Here is a 22,411-nt window from a genome sequence, read left to right on the forward strand (position 1 = left end):
GACGCGGGGCCGCCCGGTTCCTTCCTCTGACCGCGCTCGCCCACCGGTACGGCGCCAAGGTGCTCGTCGACGGAGCCCAGGCGGTGAGCCACTTCCCGGTGGACGTCACCGCCCTGGACGCCGACTTCTACACCTTCTCGGGGCACAAGGTCTTCGCCCCGACCGGGATCGGCGCGCTGTACGGCAAACGGGAGCTGCTGGAGGCCATGCCCCCGTGGCAGGGCGGCGGCAACATGATCGACTCGGTGAGCTTCACGGAGACGGCCTACGCCCCCGTCCCGCACCGCCTGGAGGCCGGCACCGGCCACATCGGCGGGGTCGCCGGGCTGCGGGCGGCCCTGCGGTACCTGTCCGGGCTGGACCGGCAGGCCGCCACCGCGCACGAGGAGCAGCTCACCGCGTACGCCACCGCCGCGCTGGCGACCGTACCCGGGCTCCGGCTGATCGGCAGCGCGCCGGGCAAGATCGGGGTACTGACCTTCCTGCTCGCCGGGACCGACCCGATCGCCCTCGCCGGGGCGCTCGACCAGCAGGGCATCGCGATCCGCGCCGGCCACCACTGCGCCCAACCCGCCCTGGCCGCCTACGGGTTGCAGAGTGCGGCCCGGGCCTCGCTGGCCCTGTACAACACCGTGCAGGACGTCGACGCCCTGGTGACCGCCCTCCAGGGCGTCCAGGCGGAGGCCGCCGCCGGGTGACCGGCATCGGGGGCGGGCACCGGGTCCGGCGCCCGCCCCCGACACACCCCGCGGCTACTCACCGACCGAGGCGGCCGAGGCGACCGAGGCGGCCGAGGCGACCGCGGTGGCCGAGGCGGCGACCCCGCAGCGGGCCGCGTACTCCGCCAGGCCCTCGGCGGTCGCCCCCGCCCAGCCGACGTAGCCGTCCGGGCGGATGAGGAACACGCCGGTGCCGTACGCCTCGTAGGCCGGGATGCGCACCACCGGGACGTCCAGCGCGGGCAGTTCGACCGGTGCGCCCGCCGCCGCGCCGACCGTCAGCAGCGTCCAGTGCGGCCCGCGGAAGGCGTCGAACAGCCGGATGCCGCCTCGGCTGCCGTCCGGTGCGCGGCCCCCGGCCCGCAGCGCGTCCTCGGCCAGGCCCGTGCGGGTGTCCACGGCGAGCGAGGACTCCCGGTAGCCGAGACCGAGTTGCTGGGTGGCCCGGCCGCGGCGGACCTCGCCGCGGTGGACCTTGGTGGACAGCTCCAGCATGGCCGCGGCGTTGGCCCGGCGCTCCTCCTCGTAGCTGTCGAGCAGTGCGGCGTCCGCCCTGCCCGAGAGTACGGCGGCCAGCTTCCAGCCCAGGTTGTAGGCGTCCTGGATGCTGGTGTTGAGGCCCTGGGCGCCCGCCGGGGAGTGCACATGGGCGGCGTCGCCCGCGAGCAGGACCCGGCCGGAGCGGAAGCGGTCGGCCAGCGCCGCGCGCGGCCGGAACTCGGACGCCCAGCCCACCCCGGCGACCTGCTCGGCGGTCAGGTGGGAGCGCTCGGCGACCAGCGCCCGGATGCCGTCGAGCGAGAGGTCGACGGCCGTCCCCTCCGGGAACTGGGCGACGAGCTGGAACTCCTCGGTGCCGGCCAGCGGGCAGATCGCCAGCAGGCCCTGCTCGGCCCGGAAGACGTGCCAGTGCTCGCGGCCGAGGCCGGTGAGCCGGATGTCCGCGACCAGTATCGGGTCCGGGTCGACGGTCTCCCCGGTCATGCCGATGCCGAGCAGTCGGCGCACCGTCGAGCGCCCGCCGTCGGCGGCGACCGCGTAGCGCGCCCGCACCGGACCGCCGGTCGCGAACTCGGCGGTCACACCGTGCTCGTCCTGGACCAGGCCGACCAGCTCGCGTCCGAAGGCGACCTCGCCGCCCAGCTCCCGCAGCCGCCGGTACAGCACCTGTTGGGTGCGCCACTGGGGCACCATCAGCGTCTCGGCGTACGGCTCGGCCTCGGAGGGCTCGGTCGGGTCGTACATCGAGCGCTCGCCCTGCGGTTCGCCGTCCCGCCAGAACAGGTTCGGCGGGTAGTGACCGGCCGTCGCGCGGATCTCGGCGAGCACGCCGAGGTCGTCCAGGACCTCCAGGGTGCGCGGTTGGAGGCCCTTGCCGCGCGAGCCGGGGAAGAGCTCCGTACCGCGCTCGACCGGTAGCGCGGCGACGCCGTGCCGGGCGAGGTCCAGGGCGAGGGCGAGGCCGGTGGGACCTGCGCCGACGATCAGGACCTCGTTGTCCGTCCCGAGGTCGGACATGCCGTGGTTGGTCACGACAACCCCCTTTAACGTTGTTAAACAGCGGTTGACCCACAGCCTGCAATTAACGGCGTTAAACTGTCAACCGTGACACCGCAGAGAACGCCCAAGCTCGATCGCGCCCAGGTCGTCGACACCGCGCTGACCCTCCTGAACGAGGCCGGCCTGGACGGCCTCACCCTGCGCGCGATCGCCGCCCGACTGGACGTCAAGGCACCCGCCCTGTACTGGTACTTCAAGGACAAGCAGGCGCTGCTCGACGAGATGGCGACCGAGATGATGCGCCGCATGACGGCCGAGGCCGGGCCGTCGGCGGGCGACTGGCGGGAGGCGTACCTGACGACCATGCGCACCCTGCGCGCCCAGCTGCTGCGCTACCGCGACGGCGCCAAGGTCTACAGCGGCGCCCGGTTCACGGACACCTCGTACGCGTCAGGCCTGGAGGCCTCGCTGCGACTGCTGATCGAGGCCGGCTTCAGCCCGGCGGCCGCCGCCCGGGCCTGGTACACGGCCTACAGCTACACCGTCGGCTTCGTCATCGAGGAGCAGTCCATGGGCCCCAACCCCTTCGACGGCGAGGAGGGTTACGACGTGGACGCGCGCGCCGAGCGGCTGGCCGCCCACCCGCTGGCCGCCGAAGCGGGCCGGGTGATGTTCCAGGACTTCGACCGGGGCTTCGAGCAGGGCCTGGCCGCGGTGCTGGCGGGAGTCGAGGCGACCCTACTGGCTTGAAACCGTCGGGCGGGTATCCCGCAATCGTCCCATTCGACAGACATTAGACGGACTTGTCTGCCGAGTCGCAGCCCTGACGCATCGTTCCGTACCACTGCGGTTAACCTCGGGTTTACATGCACCTGTTGACCGCGTTCACCTCCTGTGTCTAGTTTCGAGCCGCTGATGTCGCGCTACGCGCGTCACGGCCCCAACTTCTGACACAGATGACGATGACGTCGAGGACCCAACCATGCACGCAGTCCCCACCCGCAAGCGGTGGCTCCGGTACGGTGCCGGCCTGATCGGCGCGGCCTCGCTGACCGCGTTCGGCGGCACGCCCGCCGCCTTCGCGGCCGACGGCCCGCAGACCGCCACGCCGATCAAGCACCTGGTGGTCATATTCCAGGAGAACGTCTCCTTCGACCACTACTTCGGCACCTACCCGAACGCGGCCAACACCGCCGACGACAAGGTGAAGTTCACCGCCAAGCCCGGCACCCCCAAGGTCGACGGCCTCAGCGACGACCTGCTCCACAAGAACCCGAACCGGAACAACCCGCAGCGACTGGGCCCGGCCCAGGCCGTCACCTGCGACCAGGACCACACCTACAAGGACGAGCAGCTCGCCTTCGACGGCGGCAAGATGGACAAGTTCGTCGAGCACACCGACATCGAGAGCTGCAAGGCCCCGATGTACACCGCGCCCGGCCTGGTGATGGACTACTACGACGGCAACACCGTCACCGGCTACTGGAACTACGCCCAGCGCTTCGCGATGAGCGACAACTCCTTCGGCACCAACTACGGCCCCTCCACCCCGGGCGCGATCAACCTGGTCTCCGGCCAGCTGCACGGCGGCTACCCGGTGGACCCGAAGACCGGTCAGCAGACCACCGACGCCTACGTGGTCGCCTCCCCGGACGCCAAGGGCATCGGCACCGTCATCAACGACCCCGACCCGGGCTACGACGAGTGCTCCAACCCCGCGCACAACCAGCTGGTGATGACCGGCAAGAACATCGGCGACCTGCTCAACGACAAGGGCGTCAGCTGGGGTTGGTTCCAGGGCGGCTTCAAGCCCACCGGCACCAAGGACGGCAAGGCCGTCTGCGACGCCGCGCACAACAACATCGTCGGCGCCTCGCAGACCGACTACAACCCGCACCACGAGCCGTTCCAGTACTACAAGTCCACGGCGAACCCGAAGCACCTGGCGCCGAAGGACGTGGACGAGATCGGCCACGACGGCCAGGCGAACCACCAGTACGACCTGACCGACTTCGACGCCGCCCTGCAGCACGGCAACCTGCCGGCCGTCAGCTACCTGAAGGCCGCCAACTACCAGGACGGCCACGCGGGTTACTCCGACCCGCTGGACGAGCAGCACTTCGTCGTCGACACCCTGAACAAGCTGCAGAAGTCCAAGGACTGGGCCTCCACCGCCGTCGTCATCGCCTACGACGACTCGGACGGCTGGTACGACCACAAGTTCGCCGAGCCGACCAACGGCTCGCGCGACGCCGCCAACGACGGCCTGAGCGGCGCCGGCCAGTGCGGCAAGGACGCCGGCTGGGGCGGCTACGCCGACCGCTGCGGCTTCGGCCCGCGCCTGCCGCTGCTGGTCGCGTCCCCGTACGCCAAGTCCAACTTCGTCGACCACACCCAGACCGACCAGACCTCGATCCTGCGCTTCGTCGAGGACAACTGGAAGACCGGCCGGATCGGCGACTTCTCCTTCGACGAGCACGCCGGCTCCATCGAGGGCATGTTCGACTTCAAGAACGCCCAGTCGTCCACCCTGATCCTGGACCCGACCACCGGCCAGCCGGCCGGCGGCGACTCGACCCCGTCCGGCCAGCCCACCGGCGGCTCCTCGGCCACCACCCCGGCGGGCACGGCGACCTCGACCGACGGCGCCGGCGCCACCTCCGGCAGCGGCTCCGGCACCACCACGGTCGCGGGTGCCACCAGCAGCGCGAGCGGCCCGGCGCTGGCCGCGACCGGTGCCGACTCCAACACCGGGCCGATCGCGGCCGCGGCCGTGGCGCTGCTGGCGCTCGGTGGCGGCGCGGTCTTCCTCGCCCGCCGCAAGCGCGGTCGCCGCGCCTGACGCACGGCCGCACCCCGCAACACCCCGACACCGCCGGGTCCTCGCTCCGAGGACCCGGCGGTGTCCGCGTTCAACCGTGCAGTTGGACGTTGTCGAGGGTGTGCTGCGGGACGACCGCGCCGAGGAAGCCGGCCCGACGCTCGCCGTTCAGTTCGCGGTGCGGGACGGGTCGTCGACGATCGGCATCCGGCCCTCGCGGTTCGCGGCGCGCAGGTCGTCCAGGTACTCGCGGGAGAGCATCGCGGAGACGATCGCGACGCCGCCGCGGTGGATCCGGATCTCGCCGTCGGAGACGGTGCCGGTCAGCCGCACCCGGCGGGCGCCGGCCTCGGCCGGGGCCTGGTGGTCCTTGACCTTGCCGCGGGCGCTCCAGCGCAGGTCCCAGTGGTCCAGCCCGGCGTCCTCGGGGAGCAGCAACTTGACCATGGCGCGCTGCAGTTCGAGGTGGATCTCGACCTCGTCGGGGATGTTCGGCGAGCGCAGGTCGAGAACCACGGCGCCGCGGCGGGCCCGTACCTCGATCCGCCGGGCCTCGGTCCAGTGACCCATTCGCTTGACGGCGGCGTGGTCGGCCTGGATGCGCTCGACGGCCGCGACGTCAGTCAGGGCGGTGGTGGTGCTCATCTCGGTTTCCTCCCAGGCGGGTTGAGGCGCCGGTCGGTCGCCCGGCGTGGTTCCATCATGCACCCGGACTAGTTTCAGTGCAACTAGTTCTCCTGGGGATAGAATCGAGCCATGGCCACCACCCCGCTGCGCAGCTCCCCGCTCGCCCTCACCGTCCTCGCCCTGCTGCACTACAAGCCGCTGCACCCGTACGGCGTGCAGCGGCTGATCAAGCAGTGGGGCAAGGACCAGGTCGTCAACGTCGGCCAGCGCGCGAGCCTGTACCGCACCATCGAGCGCCTGCTCGCGGCCGGGCTGATCACGGTCCGCGAGACCGAGCGCGACCAGCTCTACCCGGAGCGGACCGTCTACGAGATCACCGGTGCCGGCCGGGAGACCGCCCGCGCCTGGCTGCTGGAGATGCTCTCCGCGCCCAAGCAGGAGTTCCCGGAGTTCCCGGCGGCGCTCTCCCACGTGCTGCTGCTGACGCCGGAGGAGATCGTCCGGGCGCTGGACGACCGGCTGGCGCGGGTGCGGGCGACACTGGCGCAGCTGGAGGCCGACCTCGCCCAGGGCGCCGGGATCGGCCTGCCGCGGATCACCCTGCTGGAGACGGAGTACCTGCGCGCCACCACCCGGGCGGAGGCCGACTGGCTGGACGCGGTGCTGGACGACCTGCGCGCCGGCCGGCTGGCCTGGTCGACCGAGCAGCTGATCGCCTTCGCCCAGGGGCAGGAGCCGGCCACCGAGGGGTGAGGGCCCCGGGGGGCGCCGGTCAGCGGCTCAGCACGGTCTCCCGGGTCATCCGGGACAGCTTCTGCGGGTTGCGCACCGCGTACAGGCCGGTGACCAGTCCCTCGTCCAGCCGCAGCGCCAGCACCGTGTCGACCTCGCCGTCCAACCGGACCACCAGCGCCGGGCGGCCGTTGACCTGCTCCGCCCGCAGCGAGACCGCCCGCCGGGTGATCCGGCACAGCAGCCCGGCCACCAGCTCGGCGCCCACCACGGGGGCCGGCGTCGCCCGGACCACTCCCCCGCCGTCGCCCACCAGGACGACGTCGGGGGCGAGCAGGGCGAGCAGGGCCCGCAGATCGCCCGTCCCGACGGCCCGGTGGAAGGCTTCGACCGCCCGCCGGGCATCGACGGCCGACACCGCCCCGCGCGGGCGGCGCGCGGCGACATGGGCGCGGGCCCGGTGGGCGATCTGCCGGACGGCGGCCTGGGACTTGTCCACGGCCTCGGCGATCTCCCCGTACTCCAGCCCGAACACCTCGCGCAGCACGAACACCGCGCGCTCGGTCGGCGCGAGGGTCTCCAGCACCAGCAGCATCGCCATCGAGACGCTCTCCGCCAGTTCGACGTCCTCCGCCACGTCGGGCGCGGTCAGCAGCGGCTCGGGCAGCCACGGGCCGACGTACGACTCGCGGCGGCGGGCCAGCGTCCGCAGCCGGCCGAGCGCCTGGCGGGTGCCGATCCGCACCAGGTAGGCGCGGTGGTCCCGGACGGTGGGGAGGTCGACGCCCACCCAGCGCAGCCAGGTCTCCTGCAGCACGTCCTCGGCGTCGGCGGCCGAGCCGAGGATCTCGTAGGCGACGGTGAACAGCAGGTTGCGGTGGGCGAGGAAGGCCTCGGTCGCCGCGTCCGTGGGGTGCCCGGCCGCCGTGGAGTGCTCGCTCATGCCCGGCTCCTGCCTCTCGGTGTCGGTTGCGCTCGGTTCCGGTTTGTCACGCTGCACACGGGACACCGCCGGCCGCCGCCCTGTGACACCCCCGGGCGGTGGCGTGCGTCACAACCGCCCGCCGTCACAGACGCGGTGCCGTCCGCATCTTGTGGTCGTCCGGCGCGGATGCGCACGACGAGAACGAGTGAGGACGACACCGTGGAAACCCGCTTCAACCTGCTCGCCAGCCCGACCGCCGCCAAGGTCGCCAAGCGTTTCTTCAGCACCTCGCAGGCGATCCAGGAGTCGACGCTCCCCAAGGCCCTGCAGGACCTGGTCATGCTGCGCGCCAGTCAGATCAACGGCTGCGGCTTCCGCATCGACATCCACAGCAAGGAGGCCGCGGGCCACGGGGAGAGCCCGCTGCGGCTCCACCTGGTCGCCGGCTGGCGGCACAGCACCGTGTTCACCGAGGCCGAGCGCGCAGCGCTGGCGCTCACCGAGGAGGGCACCCGGCTCGCGGACGCCTCCTCGGGCGTCTCCGACGCCACCTGGGCCGAGGTGCGCGAGCACTACGACGACGACCAGGTGGGCGCGTTGGTCTGCCTGGTCGCGATGATCAACGCGGCCAACCGGATGAGCGTGATCGTGCACAACCTGGGCGGCTCCTTCGAGCCCGGCGCGCTCTCGGCTCTCGACTGAACCGACGAGTTCGCCCCGCCCGAGCCTGGAACACCGGCTCGGGCGGGGCGCGTCACCGGTACTCGAACGGCCGCTACTCGAACGGCCGCTGGTCCGGCGCGCAGACCTCACCGCGCGGCGGCAGCTGTCCGTCGATCAGATAGCGCTCCTCGTACCCGGCGGCGCAGCCGTTCGGGTTGCCGAGCACGGTGTGCCCGTCGCCCTCGACGGTCAGCAGCCGGCCCCGGGCGAGGGTGTCGGCCAGGGCGCGGGAGCCCTGGTAGGGCCAGGCCGGGTCATCGGTGTTGGCGACCACCAGGACGGGCGCGGCGGTCGGCCGGTCCCAGGGGCCGTCGTAGCGGTCCCGGGCGGCCTCGGCCGGCCAGGCCGCGCAGCGCTGGGTCTGCCAGACCCAGTACGGGCCGAGCGCCCCGGAGCGCGCCCGGGCCAGGTCCGCGAGTGCCGGGTAGTCGGCGTCGGCGGGCGGGTTGGCGGTGTCGGAGCACAGCACGCCGAGGACCTGGGTCTGTCCGGACAGCCCGCCGGTGGGCAGCGGCGCCGACGGCGTGTCGGGGGCGGTCCACAGCCGCTGCAGCTGCTCGCCCAGGCCGGACCAGCCGGTGTCGGGGAGGTTCGGCACCGGTTCGACCGCGTACAGCCCGTTCGCCACCGCCGTGACGACGGTCGCCTCGTCGTGGGTCACGGCGTTCGGCGGGGTGCCGAGGGTGATCGGCCCCCGGCCCAGGCGGTCCGTCAGCTGCGCGAACTTGGCCCGGGTCGCCTCGGGGCTGCCCGCCGAGAAGGCGCACCTCGCCGGGTCGACGGCGCCGCAGCGGTCGAGGAAGGTGTCGAGCGTGCGGGCCGAGCCGAGGTCGCTGCCGGTGCGCAGGAAGGGCGGCAGCGCGCGGTCCTGCGGGGTGCGCCCGGTGGACCAGGCGACCGGGTCGACGGCGCTGTCCAGGACCATGGCGCGCACCCGGCCCGGGAACAGGTTGGCGTAGACGGTGCCCAGGTACGTCCCGTACGAGGTGCCCAGGTAGCTGAGCCGCCGGTCGCCGACGGCCTGGCGCAGCAGGTCGAGGTCCCGGGCGGTGTCGGCGGTGGACAGGTGGGCCAGCAGGCCGGTCCGGTCGTTCTCGGCGCACTGGCGGCCGAGGTTCGCGTAGGTGTCCGCCCAGCGGGACTGCTGCTCCGCCCCGACCGGGTAGCCCGCGGGGAGTCCGGCGAGCAGGGCCGGTTCACCGGAGGGGTCCGGGAAGCACTGGAGCGCGGTGGAGCGGCCGACGCCGCGCGGGTCGAAGCTGACGATGTCGAAGCGCTTGCGCACCTCCGCCGGGAAGAGGCCGGACACCGCGGGCAGCGCCCCGGTGCCGGGGATCCCCGGGCCGCCCGGGTTGTAGAACAGCGTGCCGAGCCTGTGTGCCTGGTCGTCGGCGGGGCGGCGGATGAGCGCCAGCCGGATCGTCCGGCCGTGCGGGGCGCGGTAGTCCAGCGGCACCTGGGCGGTGTCGCACTGGAAGCCGTCCGCGCAGGACTGCCGCCAGGTCAGGCTCGGCACCGGCGGCGCGGTCGCGGCGGACGCGGCGGCGGCCGGGGTCAGTCCGGCCAGCAGCAGTCCGGCGGCCGTGGTGGCGGCGGCGCGGAAGGCGGTGGTGAGGCGGGGTCGAGGCACGAGGGTTTCTCTCCGTTGATCATCTGATCGGATGTCACGGAGTCTTCCGGTCCGCGCCGTCAGGGCACCAACAGCCCGCTGTCACCCCGCTGACAGATCGCCGCCGAGCGCGCTTGTTGACGAAAAGTCAGCAAGTTGCCCGCACTGCCTTGACGGCACACCGACACGGTCCTAGAACGTAGTCAGCTCCCCGTTCCCCGCCTCCCGGGAGCAGCGGAAGTTCGTCTTCTCGACCCCTCACCGAGGAAGAGGCTTTCCCATGCGCATCCGCCCCCGCCTTGCCGTGTCCGCCGTCGTCGCCGCGCTCGCCCTGGCCGCGGCCGTCCCCGCTTCAGCCGCACCGGGCGACGCCGCCGTCCCGGTACTGACCGCCGACAGCGCGGGCGGCACCGCCCTCGCGGCGGGCGACGAGCTCGCCGCGCCGCTCGCCGCGAACACCTCCGCCACCTTCTACTCGACCGCGACCAGCACCACCGGCGTCACCTGCGCCACCTCCCAGCTCGCCGCCACCGTGCTGACCAACCCGGCCGCCCCCGGCACCGCGACCGAGTCCCTCACCGGGCTCACCTTCGACTCCTGCACCAGCAACGTCACCGGCGTCATCTCGGTGCAGAGCCTGACCGTCGACACCCTCCCCTACGGCGTCACCGTCGACGACGGCACCGGCCTGCCGGTCACCCTCACCGGCGGCAGCGCCGGCCCGATCCAGGCCACCGCGGTCCTGAACAGCTGGTTCGGCGCCATCACCTGCACGTACCAGCTCAGCGGCGCCTTCACCGGCACCGCCGACAACACCGCCCACAGCCTGACCTTCACCAACGAGCACTTCGCCAAGAGCGGCGGCTCCGGCCTCTGCCCGGCCGACGGATACTTCTCCGCGAGCTACGGCCCGGTCGCCGACACCACCCAGGCCGGCGGCCCGGCGGTCTACGTCAACTGACCGGTCCGCGCCCGACCGGGCCGAATCCGCGGGGGCACCGGCCCCTGCGGATTCGCCGCCTCCACCTCGCCGCCGGTCCCGCGACCGTGCCGCCGCTGATCCAGCACGCACAGACCACCGCGAACAGACCGGGGCACAGTCGGACCGATTCGGGCGGGATGGGACGATACCTGCCATGTCTAGCAAGTCTCCATCGGTCCGGGGTCCCGAGGCCCCACCGGACCCGCTCCGCCGCCTGCTGCTCGAACTGGGCGACGCCCTCCTGGGCGGCGGCATTCCCGTCCACGACGTCGAGGAGGAGCTCCACGCGTTGGGAGCGGCGATGGGGGCTCCGAACGTGCGGGTGGCCGCCCTGACCAACGGTCTGTTCGTGGCCCTGGACGCGGACGAGGCCACCCGGTTCCAGCCGGTGGGCGCCGCGCTCCGGTTCGAGCAGACCGCGGACGTCCTCCACCTGGTGCACCGGCTGCGCGCGGGCGAGGTCGACGGGCACCAGCCGCTCGCAGACGGGGCGCGCCGGTGCCGAAAGCGAGAAGCGACAAGCGAGGCACGAGCGCCGGAGCGCCGACCGTCGGCACCGGGTCCGAGCGCCCCGTTGGCGAGCGTGGAAGTCACAGCACTCGCCGACGGGGCGCGCCGGTGCCGAAAGCGAGAAGCGACAAGCGAGGCACGAGCGCCGGAGCGCCGACCGTCGACACCGGGTCCGAGCGCCCCGTTGGCGAGCGTGGAAGTCACAGCACTCGCCGAGCTGGAGCGGATCCGCCGGGCCCCGGCCCGCTGGCCCGCCTGGGTGGCGGACCTCGGGGCGCTGCCGGTCGGGGTGGGCGTCTGCATCTTCCTCCAGCCGGTGACGGCGAACGTGCTGGCGGCCGGGGCCGGCTCGCTGATCGTGGCCGGGCTGACCATGCTGGCCCGCCGCCTGCCCCGGCTGCGGCCGCTGCTGCCCGTCACGGCCGGGTTCCTGGTCGCGCTGCTGGTCCTCTCGCTCGCCCGGGCCTCGCTGCTGGACGGTCCGCTGCGCACCATCGTGGCCACCCTGGCGATCCTGCTGCCGGGCGGACTGCTGGTCACCGGGCTGTCGGAGATCGCGGCGGGCGCCGCCAGCGCCGGGACGGCCCGGCTGGTGTCCGGCGCGGTGCAGCTGGCGCTCTTCCTCGCCGGGGTGGCCGCCGCCACGACGGCGATCGGCATGCCCGCCTCCGCCCTCGCCAACATCCAGGTGGCCAAGCCGAGTTGGTGGGTGATCGGGCTGGGGCTGGCGATCGCGGTGGCCGGCGTGGTGGTCAACGTCAACACCCCGCCGTCGGCCATCCCGTGGATCGTCGCGGTGATCGCGGTCAGCGTCACCGTCCAGGTGGCGGTGGGCTCGGTCCACGGCGCGGCGATCGGCGGTCTGGCCGGTGCGGTCAGCGCCGCCGTCGCCGCGACCGTCGTGCACTGGCTGCCGGGCGGCCCGCTGTGGCAGGTGCTCTACCTGCCCGCGTTCTGGATCGTGGTGCCGGGCTCCTTCGGTCTGCTGAACACCGCGCAGATCGAGGTCGGCAACGGGGCGCAGTCGGTGCTGGCCGCCGTGTCGGCGGTGTTCGGGGTGTCGATCGGCACCCTGATCGGCTCGGTGATCAGCCGGATCCCGCGCCCCTCCCTCGCCGTGGCGCAGCTGCGGGCCTGAGGATCACCGGGCTGGGGGGGTGGCGCTGGATGGTCCTCCGGCGGCGCTACCGCAGCCGATCCATCGGCGCCCCGGTGGACCGCCGGACGGCGAGCAGCGCGGTGTCGTCGGTCCGGCGGCCGCCGGTGTGCCGTACGACGGCGGAGGCGACGTCGTCCACCAGGCGTTCGGGCTCGGCGGCCCCGGGCAGGCCGACCAGGCGTTCCAGGTGCGCGCGGAGGCCGAAGAACGCGCCCTGTCGGTCGCGGGCCTCGGTGACCCCGTCGGAGACGATCAGTACGGTCTCGTCCGCCCGCAGGCGCAGGCGCCGGACCTCCGGGAGCCCGCCCGCCAGTTGGGCGAGGCCGATCGGCGCGCCGCCTCCCGACGGCAGCTGCCGTACGCCGGCCGGGCCCAGGACGTGGGGGCCGTCGTGACCGAAGTTGACCATCCGGATCTCGCCCGGCTCGTCATCGGGGAACCAGACGATGACCGCCGTGACGAACCGTTCCTCCTGCCCGCCCAGTTGGGCCGACATCCGGTTCTGCCGCAGCAGCCGTTCTTCGAGCCGGAGGGCCACGGTCGCCAGGTCCTCCTCCTGGAAGGCGGCCTCCCGGAAGCAGCCGACCAGGGCCGCCGCCGTGGAGACGGCCGGCAGTCCCTTGCCCTGGACATCGCCGAGGATGACCCTGGCGCCGTAGGGGGTGGCCACGACGTCGTAGAAGTCTCCGCCCACCCGGGCCTCGATGTCCGCCGCCAGGTAGCGGGCCGCCGAGTCCACTCCGCCCCAGCCCGGCGGCACCGGGCGCAGCACCACCTGCCGGGTGGTCTCGGCGGCGCCCTGCAGATGCCGGACGTACGCGGCCGCCTGGGCACGGAAGACGCTGACCGGCACCGCGAGGACGGCCCCGGCGATCACCAGCAGGAAGTCCTCGATGCCCTGGGGCTTGGCCCAGATGCTGTCCAGCGCCGGGTAAGCGGCGATCGAGAGGCAGGAGAAGACCGCGGTGAGCAGTGGGCCGCAGAGCCCGGCGGCGACCACGGGGACCAGCACCAGCCAGCTGACGGAGGCGAAGGAGTGCGGCGTGAGCCCGTCCACGACCACGACCGTCACCAGCAGCGCCGCGGGCACCAGCCAGGAATGGTGGCCGTACTGGATCACCAGCGGCAGCTGCTGCGTCTGCGCGGACCGCTCCCGCAACCGGGCCCTCCACTCATTCGCTGATCCGACGTTCCGTTTGTTGCGACGGACCGCTGTCGTGACGGTCCGTGCGGCCTCGCGCGAGCCGCCCCGGTCCGCGCCGGGCGCGCGGCTCCGGGGCGGGGAGGTCGCGCCCAACGTTAGGGGGCGAAGCCCGTCGGAGGGCGCGCAACGGCCTCGCGCCCTCGGCCGTCGCACGTTCGGCCCAGTCGCGGGGCCCAGTCACAGGACCCCGTCACGGGGCCCGGACCGCCGAGCCGGAGCACCGGGCCCCGATCACCGGGCGGACGTCAGCGGTCGACCACCGAGGTGGCCAGCTCCCGTAGCCCGTCGGCGATCCGCTGCCCCTCGCCCTCTTCCATCAGCCGCAGGACCGGGTCGCTCTGCAGGGAGCCGAGCAGGAGGTGGGCGAGCAGCTCGGCGTCCAGGTCCGGACGCTGTTCGGCGATCAGCGCGCTCAGGTGGCCGTGCCAGGAGCGGTAGACCGGGTGGTCGCCGGGCGACTCCTGGTCGGGCGCCTTCGGGGTGGTGGCGGCGGCGTGGCCGAGCGCGGCGAGCAGGCTCTTGTTGCGGGTGACCACCGCGACCACGGCGTCCAGGAAGGCGAGCATGCGCTCGCGGGGCGGGGCACCGGGGCCCAGCGGCGGCGGCCCGTCGCGCAGGGCCTCGTCCAGGTCGAGCGCCCGCTCCTTCATCAGCGCGAGCATCAGGCCCATCCGGCTGCCGAAGCGGTGGAACACCGTCCCCTTGCCGACCCCCGCGGCGGCCGCGACCTGCTCCATCGAGATCTGCTCGGGCCGGTGGCCGGCGAGGAGTTCCTCGGTGGCGCGCAGGATCGCGCGCCGGTTCCGGATCGCGTCGGCGCGTTCGCGTCGGCCCTCGGCCATGGGCTGCCCGTCCCTGTTCGTCTCGTACCCGTGGACAACTGGACCGTCGGTCCAGTACGGTCGCCAGTGGAAGCTGACCGCTGGTCCAGTTTATCCCGGGCCGGCCCATCCAGGGAGGGCACCATGCGACGAGTCCGGTACCACCAGTACGGCGGCCCCGAGGTCCTGACGACCGAGGAGGCCGACGTCCCGACCCCGGGGCAGGGCCAGGTCCTGCTGCGCACGGAGGCGATCGGGGCGAACTTCGTGGACACCAGGTTCCGGCGCGGGGCGCCCGCCGGATCGATCTTCCACCGGCCGCTGCCGGGCATCCTGACCGGCGATGTCGTCGGGACCGTCGAGGCGGTCGGCCCCGGCGTGGCCGAGGACCTGCTCGGGCGACGGGTCGGGGCGCTCGCCGAGGACGCCTTCGCCGAGTTCGTGCTCGCCGACGCCGCCTGGCTGGCCCCGCTGCCGGACGGGCTCGACCTCGGCGCGGCCAGCATGCTGCCGATGGGCGCGCCGGTGGCGCTCGGGGCGCTGCGCACCGGTCGGCTGGCCGCCGGCGAGACCGTGCTGGTGCACGCCGGCGCCGGCGGGATCGGTCACCTGGCCGTCCAGTCGGCCAAGCTGCTCGGCGCCGCAACGGTGATCGCCACCGCCGGTTCGAAGGCCAAGCTCGAGTTCGTCCGGGAGTTCGGCGCGGACGTCGCCGTCGACTACACCGACGCCGACTGGCCCGAGCAGGTGCGCGCGGCCGCGCCGCAGGGCGTGGACCTCGTCCTCGACTCGGTCGGCGGCGCGGTCCTGCACCGCAGCCTGGAGGTGCTCGCCCCGCTCGGCCGGGTGGTCGTGTACGGCGCCGCCGACGGCGAGCCGGGCAGCGTGCCGGTCGTGCCGCTGTTCGGCCTCCGCACGGTGGCGGGCTTCTCCCTGATCGCCTGGCGCACGGCCCGACCGAACCTCGCCCGCCGGGACATCGAGGAGTCCACCGAGCACTTCGCGTCCGGACGGCTGCGCACCGCCGTGCACGCCCGCCTCCCGCTCGCCGAGGCGGCCACCGCCCACCGGCTGCTGGAGGAGCGCTCCCACCTCGGGCGCATCCTCCTGCTGCCGTGAACCGGGCGGCGCCGTGCCCGCCGTGAACCGGGCGGCGCCCGCGCTGCCCCGACCCGGGCGGCGCCGGGGCTACCCTGGCCCCGCACCGGAAACCCGTACGGGCCCCGCGAGCGAAAGGCGTTCACCGTGAGCACTCCCAGCACTCCCGTCGTCCAACGGGCGGACGACCGGCACCGCTACGAGATCCTGGTCGACGGAGAGCTCGCCGGGTTCACCGAGTACCTGGACCGCGACGCGCAGCGGATCTTCCACCACACCGTGGTCGACGAGGCCTTCGCCGGACGGGGCCTGGCCGGGCGGCTCGTCCAGGAGGCGCTGACCGACGTCCGCGCCGCCGGGATGCGGATCGTGCCGGTCTGCCCGTACGTGGCCAAGTTCCTCACCGAACACGACGAGTTCGCCGACCTCACCGACCCGGTCACCCCGGAGGTCACGGACTGGCTGCGCACCCGGCTGCGCTGACGGACGGCACCGTGGTCGGCAGTCACCAGGGCCCGGCGGTCACCGGCCGACGGGTTCCGCCGTGAGCGCGCCGAGGAGGCTGAGCGCCTCCTCGGCGCGGCTCCCGGGCGCGGCCGTGTAGACCACCAGCAGGTGGTGGGCGGCGCCGGGGGCGCGGAAGCTCTCGTAGTCGAGGGCGATCTCCCCGACGGCCGGGTGGTGGAAGCGCTTGGCGCCGTGGCTCTTCTCGTGCACCTCGCGGCCGGCCCACAGGGTGCGGAACTCCGCGCTGCCGAGCGAGAGTTCGCCGATCAGGCGGACGAGTTCGGGGTCGTGCGGCCGCCGACCGGCTGCCATCCGCAGGATGCCCACGGTGGTACGGGCGGCCTCCGCCCAGTCGAGGTGGACCTCGGGCGCGTTCGGGTCGAGGAAGATCCTGCGGGCCATGTTCCGCTCGCGCGGCGGGAGCCGGGGGAAGTCCGCGATCAGCACGGCCGCCAGCCGGTTCCAGGCCAGCACGTCGTTACGGTCGTTCATGACCAGGGCGGGGGTGGCCGCCATCGCCTCGACCACCCGCCGCAGCGCCGGGCGCAGCTCCGGCGGCCGCCCCGGCGCCGGCCGCCCCGCCGCCGAGCGGCGCGGCGGGCGGGCCAGGTCGTACAGGTGGGCGCGCTCGGCGGGGCCGAGCCGCAGCGCCCGGCCGATCGCGTCCAGCACCTCGTCGGAGGGCCGGTCGGCGCGGCCCTGCTCCAGGCGCACGTAGTAGTCGGTGCTGAGGCCGACCAGTTCCGCGACCTCCTCGCGCCGCAGCCCCGGCACCCGGCGGCGCCCGGTCGGCGGCAGCCCGGCCTCCTCGGGGGTGAGCAGGGCCCGGCGGGTGCGCAGGTACTCGCCGAGGCTGCCGGCGAGCGGGTTCGGATCGGCCATGCGCTCCAGTATGGCGGCGCGGTACGGGGCCGCGGGGGCCTGAGGGTGGTCCTGTCGGACCCAGGGAACGGGACTCCCTTCATCTGCCGTCACCGCCCGCGAACCATCGGCGCATGACCACTTCCCCACCCCTCCCGACCACCGCGGACCTCGGCCGGGGCCGCTACTGGGCCACCGTCGGCGCGGTCGGCTGCGCCAGCGCGATGCTGCCGTTCTCGGTGACCGGCGCCGCCGTCGCACTGCCCGGCATGGCCGCGCGGCTGGGCGCGTCGACCGACGCCGCCCAGTGGATGCTGAACGCCTTCAACATCACCTTCGCCGCCCTGCCGCTGGCCGCCGGCGGCCTCGCCGACCGCCTCGGCCGACGCCGGGTGCTGCTGGCCGGGATCGCGCTGGTCGGGGCGCTGTCCCTGCTGGTCGCGCTCGCGCCGTCGATGGCCGTGGTCGACGCGGCCCGCGCGGTGCAGGGGTGCGGGGCCGCGGCCGTCCTGGCGGCGGGCGCGGCGGTGCTGGCCGACTCGACGTCAGGGCGGCGCCGGCAGCTGGCCTTCGGGGTGCTGGGCACCTCCTTCGGCACCGGCCTGGCGGTGGGGCCCCCGGCGGCCGGCGCGCTGGTGCAGGCGGGCGGCTGGCGGGCGGTGTTCTTTCTGGTGGCGGCGCTGGCCCTGCCCGCGTACCTGTGCGCCACCCGGGCGCCGGAATCCCGCCGCCCGGACCGCCCGCCGCTCGACCTGGCCGGGCTGGGCTGCTTCACCGCCGGGCTCGTCGCGCTGTCCCTTGCGCTGGTGCGGGCCACCGGCTCCGGTTGGACGGCACCGGGCACCCTGCTGCCGCTGGTCGGCGCGGCACTGCTGATGGCCGCCTTCGCGGTGGTGGAGCTGCGCCGGCCGGAGCGGGCGATGTTCGACCTCCGGCTCTTCCGGCGGCCCGAGTTCCTCGCCGTGGTGTGCCAGCCGTTCACCGTGACCCTCGGCTTCGTGGTGCTGCTGGTCTACCTGCCCGCCTACCTCCAGGGGGTGGGCGGTCGCAGCGTGCTGACCAGCGGTCTGCTCCTGCTGCCACTGACCGCACCCGTCCTGCTGCTGCCGCTGCCGGCGGGTCGGCTGGCCTCGGCGCTGTCCGTCCGCACGGTGCTGACCGCCGCCTCGGCGCTGATCGCGCTGGGCGCCCTGCTGCTGGTCACGGTGCGCGACGACGCGTCCTGGGCGGCGCTGGCGGTGCCGCTGCTGCCCTTCGGCGCCGGGGTAGGGCTGGCGTTCGGAGTGATGGACGACGCCGCGGTGAGCACCGTCCCGGTCGAGCGCGCCGGGGCCGCGGCGGGCGTCTTCAACACGATGCGGATCACCGGCGAGTCGGTCGCGGTCTCCGGCGCGGCCGCGCTGCTCACCGCCCTGACCGCCGCCCACCTGCCGGGTCTCCCCGGCGCCGAGGCGGCCCGGCTCGCCGCCCACGCCGTCCAGGGCCAGGTGGACCCGGCCCGGCGGGAGGCGCTGACGGCGGGCTTCACCGGGGCCCTGCACGTCCTCGGGACGGTCCTCGCCGCGCTGTCCACGGTGGGGGCGTATCTCACCCACCGGGCGCTACGGGAGCCGGCCGGTGGGTGAGATACACCCGCGCCCCGCCGGGGTCCCGGCGGGGCGCGGTGTCGGATCGGTGGCGCGTCACATGTTGATCATGTGGCCGGCCAGGCCGTGGATGGCCTCCTTGACCGCCTCGCCCAGGGTCGGGTGGGCGTGCACGTTGCGGGCGACCTCGTGGACGGTGAGGTCCCACTGCTGGGCCAGGGTCAGCTCGGGCAGCAGCTCGGTGACCTCGGGGCCGATCAGGTGGGCGCCGAGCAGCTCGCCGTACGTGTTGTCGCTGATGACCTTGACGAAGCCGATCGGGTGGCCGAGGCCGTGCGCCTTCCCGTTCGCGGTGAACGGGAACTTGGCGACCTTGACGTCGTAGCCCAGCTCGCGGGCCTGCGCCTCGGTGTAGCCGAAGGAGGCGATCTGCGGCTGGCAGTAGGTGGCGCGCGGGATCATGACGAAGTCGACCTCCATGGTCTCCGCCCCGCCGATGGTCTCGGCGGCGATCACGGCCATCGTCTCGGCGGCGTGCGCGAGCATCAGCTTGGCGGTGACGTCGCCGATCGCGAAGATGTGGTCGACGCTGGTGCGGCCGCGACCGTCCACCGCGATGGCGTTGCGGTCGGTGAGCTTGACCCCGGTGTTCTCCAGGCCGTAGCCGTTGACCCGCGGCGCGAAGCCGATCGCCTGGAGCACCTTGTCGGCCTCCAGCACCTGCTGCTGGCCGTCCTTGGTGACGGTGACGCGGACCTTGGCGTTCGGGTCGCTGTCGTCGATCGACTCGACCCGGGTGGAGGTGAGCACCTCGATGCCCAGCTTGCGGTACTGCTTGGCGAGTTCGGTGGAGACCTCGACGTCCTCCAGCGGGACCACGCGGTCCAGGAACTCGACGATGGTGACCTTCACGCCGTAGTTGTGCAGCACGTAGGCGAACTCGACGCCGATCGCGCCGGCGCCCGCGATGATGATGCTCTCCGGCAGCTGCTCGGTGAGGATCTGCTCCTCGTAGGTGACCACGCGGTCGCTCAGGCTGGTGCCGGGCAGCAGGCGGGTGGTGGCGCCGGCCGCGATGATGCAGTGGTCGAAGGTGACGACGTCGAAGCCGCCGCCGCTGAGCGCGACCTGGAGGGTGTGGTCGTCGACGAAGGTGCCCCAGCCGTCGTACTCGGTGATGCCGTTCTTCTTCATCAGGTAGTGGACGCCCTTGACCCGGCCGTCGGCCACCGAGCGGCTGCGGCGGAAGGCCTCGCCGAAGTCGAAGGTCACCTGGCCCTCGACCTTGATGCCGAAGGTCTTGGCCTCCTTGGTGAAGATGTGGGCGAGCTCGGCGTTGCGCAGCAGGGCCTTGGAGGGGATGCAGCCGACGTTGAGGCAGACGCCGCCCCAGTACTTGGCCTCGATGACCGCGACCTTCAGACCCAGCTGGGCCGAGCGGACGGCGGCGGTGTAGCCGCCGGGGCCCGCGCCGAGGACGACGACGTCGTAGTGCGTGCTCATGTTGCTGACTCCTCCGAGGATGTCACGGTGTCGTGATCTCGGTCCCATGGTGTCAGGACCGGACTCGGCGCACCCACCGGGTCTCGGCGGATGCGCTCCGCGCGGCACCGTACAGGGCCCGGGCCGGATTGTCAGTGGTGCCCGCTACGGTGACTCGCACCCGGCCCCAGCAGGGGCGATGTCGGAGGGGAGGCTCCGGATGGACGGTATGCGCACGGCAGGCGGGTGGGCCCGCCGCCCGAGGACGGCAGCGGGCCCACCCGGGCGTCAGGCGGTCACCTCGTGGGCGTCGGTCGCTCCGCCGGAGGCACTGCCCGAATCGCTCATACCCGCGCCGGCCGTGGTCTGAGCGGCCGGGCGCCGGGCCGGTTCGGGCCGCTGTGCCGGTGCCGGCCGCTGGAGCGAGGAGAGGTCCCAGGCGTAGGTGCCGACGGCGTGCGCGATCACGTCGATGTTGACGTCGAAGGCGTCCATGTCGATGTTGCCCAGGTCGTCGCAGGCCTTGTGGTAGCAGGAGTCGAAGGCGGTGCCCGCCTTGCCGCCGTAACGGGCCTCCTGCTCGGGGGACTTGATCACCTCGGCGCCGGTGTCGGTGCCGCCGGCCGGGATGCCCGCGTCGATGAACGGTCCGTAGTCGGAGCGGCCGTTGAAGGCGGAGGGGTCGTGCGGGAGGTCGCGGCCGTCCAGGTACGCGGTCAGGTCGCGCTCGATCTGCGCCGAGCCCTCGGGGCCCGCGCCGCCGCCCGCGCTGCCGGAGCCGTTGTAGACGAACTGCGCGTAGTTGGGGGAGGCGATCATGTCGAAGTTGAGGTAGAGCCGGATCTTCTTCCGGTCCGCCTCGGAGAGTGACTTCACGTAGGCCTCGGAGCCCTTGAGGCCGAACTCCTCGGCGGACCACCAGGCGAACCTGACCTTGTTCTTCACCGGGCGGACGCTGAGGTTCCTGGCGACCTCCAGGATGCCGGCCGAGCCGGAGCCGTTGTCGTTGACGCCGGGCCCGGCGGGGACGGAGTCCAGGTGGGCGCCGATCATCACGGTGCTCTCCGGGTCGCCGCCGCGGGTCTCGGCGATGACGTTCCAGGTCTTGCGCGACTCCATGGAGGTCCGGATGTCGAGCCTGAGCCGCACCGGCCCGGCGGCGGCCTTCGCGGCCAGCGCCTCCCCGGCGGCCTTGGTGATCCCTCCGGTCGGCACCTTCCCGGCGGTCGGCTCGCCCAGGGTCCCGTTCAGGTCGCCGTCGGCGTTGTTGTAGACGACCGCCCCGACGGCACCGGCCGCCGCCGCGGCGGCCTGCTTCGCGGCGAAGCTGCACCCGCCGCGCCGGATCAGCGCGATCCGGCCGGTGAAGGCGCCCGCCGGGTAGTCGGCGGGCGCGCAGCCGGTGGTGGCGCTGACCGACGCCACGGCCAGGTCGGCGGTCAGGCCTGCCTCCGGGCCGCTCACCGAGTAGGTCATGGCGATCACCGGCACCGACTCGGCCTGCGGGGACACCACGTCCAGGTGCTCCGAACGCGCCTGGAAGAAGGTGTACTCGAACTCCTGCTCGGACACGTTGAGCCCGGCCCGGCGCGCCTGCTCGTCGATGTACCGAGCCGACTCCTCGTGCCCCTTCGAACCGGCGGCTCGGGTACCGCCGTTGCGGTCCGCGAAGCGTTGCAGCGCGGCCAGCGTCTCGTGCGCGCCCTCGGCGCTGCTGGCCTCGACCAGCCGCTCGGCGAGCTTCGCGCCCCGGCGAGCCGGGTCCGGGTCGGCGTTCGCGGTGCCGGCGCCGACCAGCAGCAGCGGGGTGACCAGCGCGGCGGCGGTCAGCGCGGCGCCCGCGCGGCTCCGGTGACGGACGGTGCGCGGGCGCAGTATCCGGGTGGTGCGGTCCAACGGGGTGGAACGGTCGAACGGCGAGGTCTGACGACGACTGCGCAGCTTCAAGGCGACTCCTTCCGACGGTCCGTGAACTCACGATTTGACATGACCGGAATCACCTTGCCAAGCCCGCCGCGCGGCCGCGACGTGCGCAGGACGGTCTGCGCTGTGATCCTGGAGGGGTGGGGGCGTCTCATCCAGGAGGGTGGACCACATGTCCATGTTGGATAAGCTCAAGAGCCTGCTGAAGGGGCACGAGGAGCAGACCGAGAAGGGCATCGACAAGGCGGGTGACGCCTTCGACGAACGCACCGAGGGCAAGTACAGCAGCCAGACCGACGCAGCTCAGGACAGACTGAAGCAACAGTTCCGCGACGAGCCGCCGCAGTGACACCCGAGGTCAGGAGCGCTCTCCGGGCCGGGGCGGCGACACTCAGTCGTCGCCCTGGTCCAACGCCTCCAACGCCTCCAACGCCTCGCTCTCGTCGCCCGCGCCGCAGTTCTCGCACGGCCCGGGGCCGAGCCGCTCGCGCAGCCGTCCGCACTCCGGGCACACCCGGTCCAGCCAACAGGCCGACTCGCCGCCTTCGTCCATGCCCCCGATTCTGCCCGGAGCACCCGCGGGAGAACGAGTAGACACTGTCTACTACCGGCTGGTAGACAG

General features: G+C 73.5%; 21 protein-coding genes. 11 read left to right on the forward strand and 10 right to left on the reverse strand.

The genetic code is table 11. The features are described 5' to 3' along the window. The coding region (locus ACFVWU_RS38175; protein WP_387629684.1) for an aminotransferase class V-fold PLP-dependent enzyme at positions 1-698 on the forward strand (698 nt) is incomplete at its 5' end. A 54-nt stretch (positions 699-752) separates the two neighbouring features. Here ACFVWU_RS38175 and ACFVWU_RS38180 read toward each other — a convergent pair. Then, the gene (locus tag ACFVWU_RS38180) at positions 753-2,237 is read right to left on the reverse strand and encodes an FAD-dependent monooxygenase (protein WP_387629725.1); all 1,485 of its coding nucleotides are present in this window, start codon (positions 2,235-2,237) and stop codon (positions 753-755) included. Positions 2,238-2,324: 87 nt separating this feature from the next. Between ACFVWU_RS38180 and ACFVWU_RS38185 the strand changes: the two genes are divergently transcribed. Continuing rightward, complete coding sequence (locus ACFVWU_RS38185) at positions 2,325-2,969, forward strand: TetR/AcrR family transcriptional regulator C-terminal domain-containing protein (protein ID WP_387629686.1); 645 nt, start codon at positions 2,325-2,327, stop codon at positions 2,967-2,969. Positions 2,970-3,201: 232 nt separating this feature from the next. Continuing rightward, the gene (locus tag ACFVWU_RS38190; RefSeq protein WP_387629689.1) at positions 3,202-5,061 is read left to right on the forward strand and encodes a phospholipase C; all 1,860 of its coding nucleotides are present in this window, start codon (positions 3,202-3,204) and stop codon (positions 5,059-5,061) included. A 147-nt stretch (positions 5,062-5,208) separates the two neighbouring features. Here ACFVWU_RS38190 and ACFVWU_RS38195 read toward each other — a convergent pair whose 3' ends face one another. Continuing rightward, positions 5,209-5,685 carry a hypothetical protein gene (locus ACFVWU_RS38195; protein WP_387629691.1) on the reverse strand — a complete coding sequence of 159 codons (477 nt, stop codon included), beginning with the start codon at positions 5,683-5,685 and terminating at the stop codon, positions 5,209-5,211. Between the two features lie 111 nt (positions 5,686-5,796). Between ACFVWU_RS38195 and ACFVWU_RS38200 the strand changes: the two genes are divergently transcribed. Next, positions 5,797-6,420, forward strand: coding sequence for a PadR family transcriptional regulator (locus ACFVWU_RS38200; RefSeq protein ID WP_387629694.1), 624 nt, complete (start codon positions 5,797-5,799; stop codon positions 6,418-6,420). 19 nt (positions 6,421-6,439) lie between these two features. On the opposite strand, the gene ACFVWU_RS38205 is transcribed toward ACFVWU_RS38200, so the two are convergent. Next, on the reverse strand, positions 6,440-7,342 hold the full coding sequence (locus tag ACFVWU_RS38205) for an RNA polymerase sigma-70 factor (protein ID WP_387629696.1): 903 nt from the start codon (positions 7,340-7,342) through the stop codon (positions 6,440-6,442). A 201-nt stretch (positions 7,343-7,543) separates the two neighbouring features. Between ACFVWU_RS38205 and ACFVWU_RS38210 the strand changes: the two genes are divergently transcribed. Then, the gene (locus ACFVWU_RS38210; RefSeq protein WP_387629697.1) at positions 7,544-8,026 is read left to right on the forward strand and encodes a carboxymuconolactone decarboxylase family protein; all 483 of its coding nucleotides are present in this window, start codon (positions 7,544-7,546) and stop codon (positions 8,024-8,026) included. Positions 8,027-8,099: 73 nt separating this feature from the next. Here ACFVWU_RS38210 and ACFVWU_RS38215 read toward each other — a convergent pair whose 3' ends face one another. Then, complete coding sequence (locus ACFVWU_RS38215; protein WP_387629699.1) at positions 8,100-9,677, reverse strand: alpha/beta hydrolase; 1,578 nt, start codon at positions 9,675-9,677, stop codon at positions 8,100-8,102. 259 nt (positions 9,678-9,936) lie between these two features. On the opposite strand from ACFVWU_RS38215, the gene ACFVWU_RS38220 reads away from it, so the two are divergent. Both ACFVWU_RS38220 and ACFVWU_RS38225 read left to right on the forward strand, forming a co-directional pair. Beyond that, on the forward strand, positions 9,937-10,617 hold the full coding sequence (locus tag ACFVWU_RS38220) for a Tat pathway signal sequence domain protein (RefSeq protein WP_387629700.1): 681 nt from the start codon (positions 9,937-9,939) through the stop codon (positions 10,615-10,617). Positions 10,618-10,792: 175 nt separating this feature from the next. Then, positions 10,793-12,286, forward strand: a complete 1,494-nt coding sequence (locus ACFVWU_RS38225; protein WP_387629701.1) for a threonine/serine exporter family protein — start codon at positions 10,793-10,795, stop codon at positions 12,284-12,286. 46 nt (positions 12,287-12,332) lie between these two features. On the opposite strand, the gene ACFVWU_RS38230 is transcribed toward ACFVWU_RS38225, so the two are convergent. Together ACFVWU_RS38230 and ACFVWU_RS38235 are read right to left on the reverse strand one after the other, a co-directional pair. After that, positions 12,333-13,466: a PP2C family protein-serine/threonine phosphatase gene (locus tag ACFVWU_RS38230; protein ID WP_387629704.1), complete on the reverse strand. Its 1,134-nt coding sequence runs from the start codon at positions 13,464-13,466 to the stop codon at positions 12,333-12,335. 290 nt (positions 13,467-13,756) lie between these two features. After that, positions 13,757-14,353 (reverse strand): TetR/AcrR family transcriptional regulator, encoded by a 597-nt coding sequence (locus tag ACFVWU_RS38235; protein WP_387629707.1) that lies wholly within the window; start codon positions 14,351-14,353, stop codon positions 13,757-13,759. 123 nt (positions 14,354-14,476) lie between these two features. Between ACFVWU_RS38235 and ACFVWU_RS38240 the strand changes: the two genes are divergently transcribed. Together ACFVWU_RS38240 and ACFVWU_RS38245 are read left to right on the forward strand one after the other, a co-directional pair. Then, a complete protein-coding gene (locus ACFVWU_RS38240; RefSeq protein WP_387629709.1) occupies positions 14,477-15,451 on the forward strand; it encodes a zinc-binding alcohol dehydrogenase family protein in 975 nt (324 codons plus the stop codon). 126 nt (positions 15,452-15,577) lie between these two features. After that, on the forward strand, positions 15,578-15,913 hold the full coding sequence (locus tag ACFVWU_RS38245) for a GNAT family N-acetyltransferase (RefSeq protein ID WP_387629712.1): 336 nt from the start codon (positions 15,578-15,580) through the stop codon (positions 15,911-15,913). Between the two features lie 39 nt (positions 15,914-15,952). Here the strand turns inward: ACFVWU_RS38245 and ACFVWU_RS38250 are convergent, their stop codons facing one another. After that, a complete protein-coding gene (locus ACFVWU_RS38250) occupies positions 15,953-16,819 on the reverse strand; it encodes a helix-turn-helix transcriptional regulator (RefSeq protein ID WP_387629714.1) in 867 nt (288 codons plus the stop codon). A gap of 113 nt (positions 16,820-16,932) precedes the next feature. Here ACFVWU_RS38250 and ACFVWU_RS38255 point away from each other — a divergent pair, with 113 nt between their 5' ends. Next, positions 16,933-18,423, forward strand: coding sequence for an MFS transporter (locus ACFVWU_RS38255; RefSeq protein ID WP_387629716.1), 1,491 nt, complete (start codon positions 16,933-16,935; stop codon positions 18,421-18,423). Between the two features lie 57 nt (positions 18,424-18,480). On the opposite strand, the gene lpdA is transcribed toward ACFVWU_RS38255, so the two are convergent. Both lpdA and ACFVWU_RS38265 read right to left on the reverse strand, forming a co-directional pair. Next, positions 18,481-19,887 carry a dihydrolipoyl dehydrogenase gene (gene lpdA, locus ACFVWU_RS38260; RefSeq protein ID WP_387629718.1) on the reverse strand — a complete coding sequence of 469 codons (1,407 nt, stop codon included), beginning with the start codon at positions 19,885-19,887 and terminating at the stop codon, positions 18,481-18,483. A 267-nt stretch (positions 19,888-20,154) separates the two neighbouring features. Then, the gene (locus ACFVWU_RS38265; RefSeq protein ID WP_387629727.1) at positions 20,155-21,696 is read right to left on the reverse strand and encodes a M20/M25/M40 family metallo-hydrolase; all 1,542 of its coding nucleotides are present in this window, start codon (positions 21,694-21,696) and stop codon (positions 20,155-20,157) included. 265 nt (positions 21,697-21,961) lie between these two features. Between ACFVWU_RS38265 and ACFVWU_RS38270 the strand changes: the two genes are divergently transcribed. Further along, positions 21,962-22,138, forward strand: coding sequence for an antitoxin (locus tag ACFVWU_RS38270; protein ID WP_387629721.1), 177 nt, complete (start codon positions 21,962-21,964; stop codon positions 22,136-22,138). Positions 22,139-22,180: 42 nt separating this feature from the next. On the opposite strand, the gene ACFVWU_RS38275 is transcribed toward ACFVWU_RS38270, so the two are convergent. After that, positions 22,181-22,342 carry a hypothetical protein gene (locus ACFVWU_RS38275; protein WP_387629724.1) on the reverse strand — a complete coding sequence of 54 codons (162 nt, stop codon included), beginning with the start codon at positions 22,340-22,342 and terminating at the stop codon, positions 22,181-22,183. Positions 22,343-22,411 lie beyond the last annotated feature (69 nt).

Origin of the sequence: Kitasatospora sp. NPDC058190 (genome assembly GCF_042883685.1) — a bacterium.
Lineage (GTDB): Bacteria > Actinomycetota > Actinomycetes > Streptomycetales > Streptomycetaceae > Kitasatospora.

Coding starts and splice junctions, on each gene's coding strand:
- lpdA (WP_387629718.1), bottom strand. CDS start 19,887: ATGAGCACGCACTACGACGTCGTCGTCCTCGGCGCGGGCCCCGGCGGC.
- ACFVWU_RS38225 (WP_387629701.1), top strand. CDS start 10,793: ATGTCTAGCAAGTCTCCATCGGTCCGGGGTCCCGAGGCCCCACCGGAC.
- ACFVWU_RS38195 (WP_387629691.1), bottom strand. CDS start 5,685: ATGAGCACCACCACCGCCCTGACTGACGTCGCGGCCGTCGAGCGCATC.
- ACFVWU_RS38255 (WP_387629716.1), top strand. CDS start 16,933: ATGACCACTTCCCCACCCCTCCCGACCACCGCGGACCTCGGCCGGGGC.
- ACFVWU_RS38190 (WP_387629689.1), top strand. CDS start 3,202: ATGCACGCAGTCCCCACCCGCAAGCGGTGGCTCCGGTACGGTGCCGGC.
- ACFVWU_RS38250 (WP_387629714.1), bottom strand. CDS start 16,819: ATGGCCGATCCGAACCCGCTCGCCGGCAGCCTCGGCGAGTACCTGCGC.
- ACFVWU_RS38205 (WP_387629696.1), bottom strand. CDS start 7,342: ATGAGCGAGCACTCCACGGCGGCCGGGCACCCCACGGACGCGGCGACC.
- ACFVWU_RS38235 (WP_387629707.1), bottom strand. CDS start 14,353: ATGGCCGAGGGCCGACGCGAACGCGCCGACGCGATCCGGAACCGGCGC.
- ACFVWU_RS38275 (WP_387629724.1), bottom strand. CDS start 22,342: ATGGACGAAGGCGGCGAGTCGGCCTGTTGGCTGGACCGGGTGTGCCCG.
- ACFVWU_RS38180 (WP_387629725.1), bottom strand. CDS start 2,237: ATGTCCGACCTCGGGACGGACAACGAGGTCCTGATCGTCGGCGCAGGT.
- ACFVWU_RS38220 (WP_387629700.1), top strand. CDS start 9,937: ATGCGCATCCGCCCCCGCCTTGCCGTGTCCGCCGTCGTCGCCGCGCTC.
- ACFVWU_RS38270 (WP_387629721.1), top strand. CDS start 21,962: ATGTCCATGTTGGATAAGCTCAAGAGCCTGCTGAAGGGGCACGAGGAG.
- ACFVWU_RS38200 (WP_387629694.1), top strand. CDS start 5,797: ATGGCCACCACCCCGCTGCGCAGCTCCCCGCTCGCCCTCACCGTCCTC.
- ACFVWU_RS38240 (WP_387629709.1), top strand. CDS start 14,477: ATGCGACGAGTCCGGTACCACCAGTACGGCGGCCCCGAGGTCCTGACG.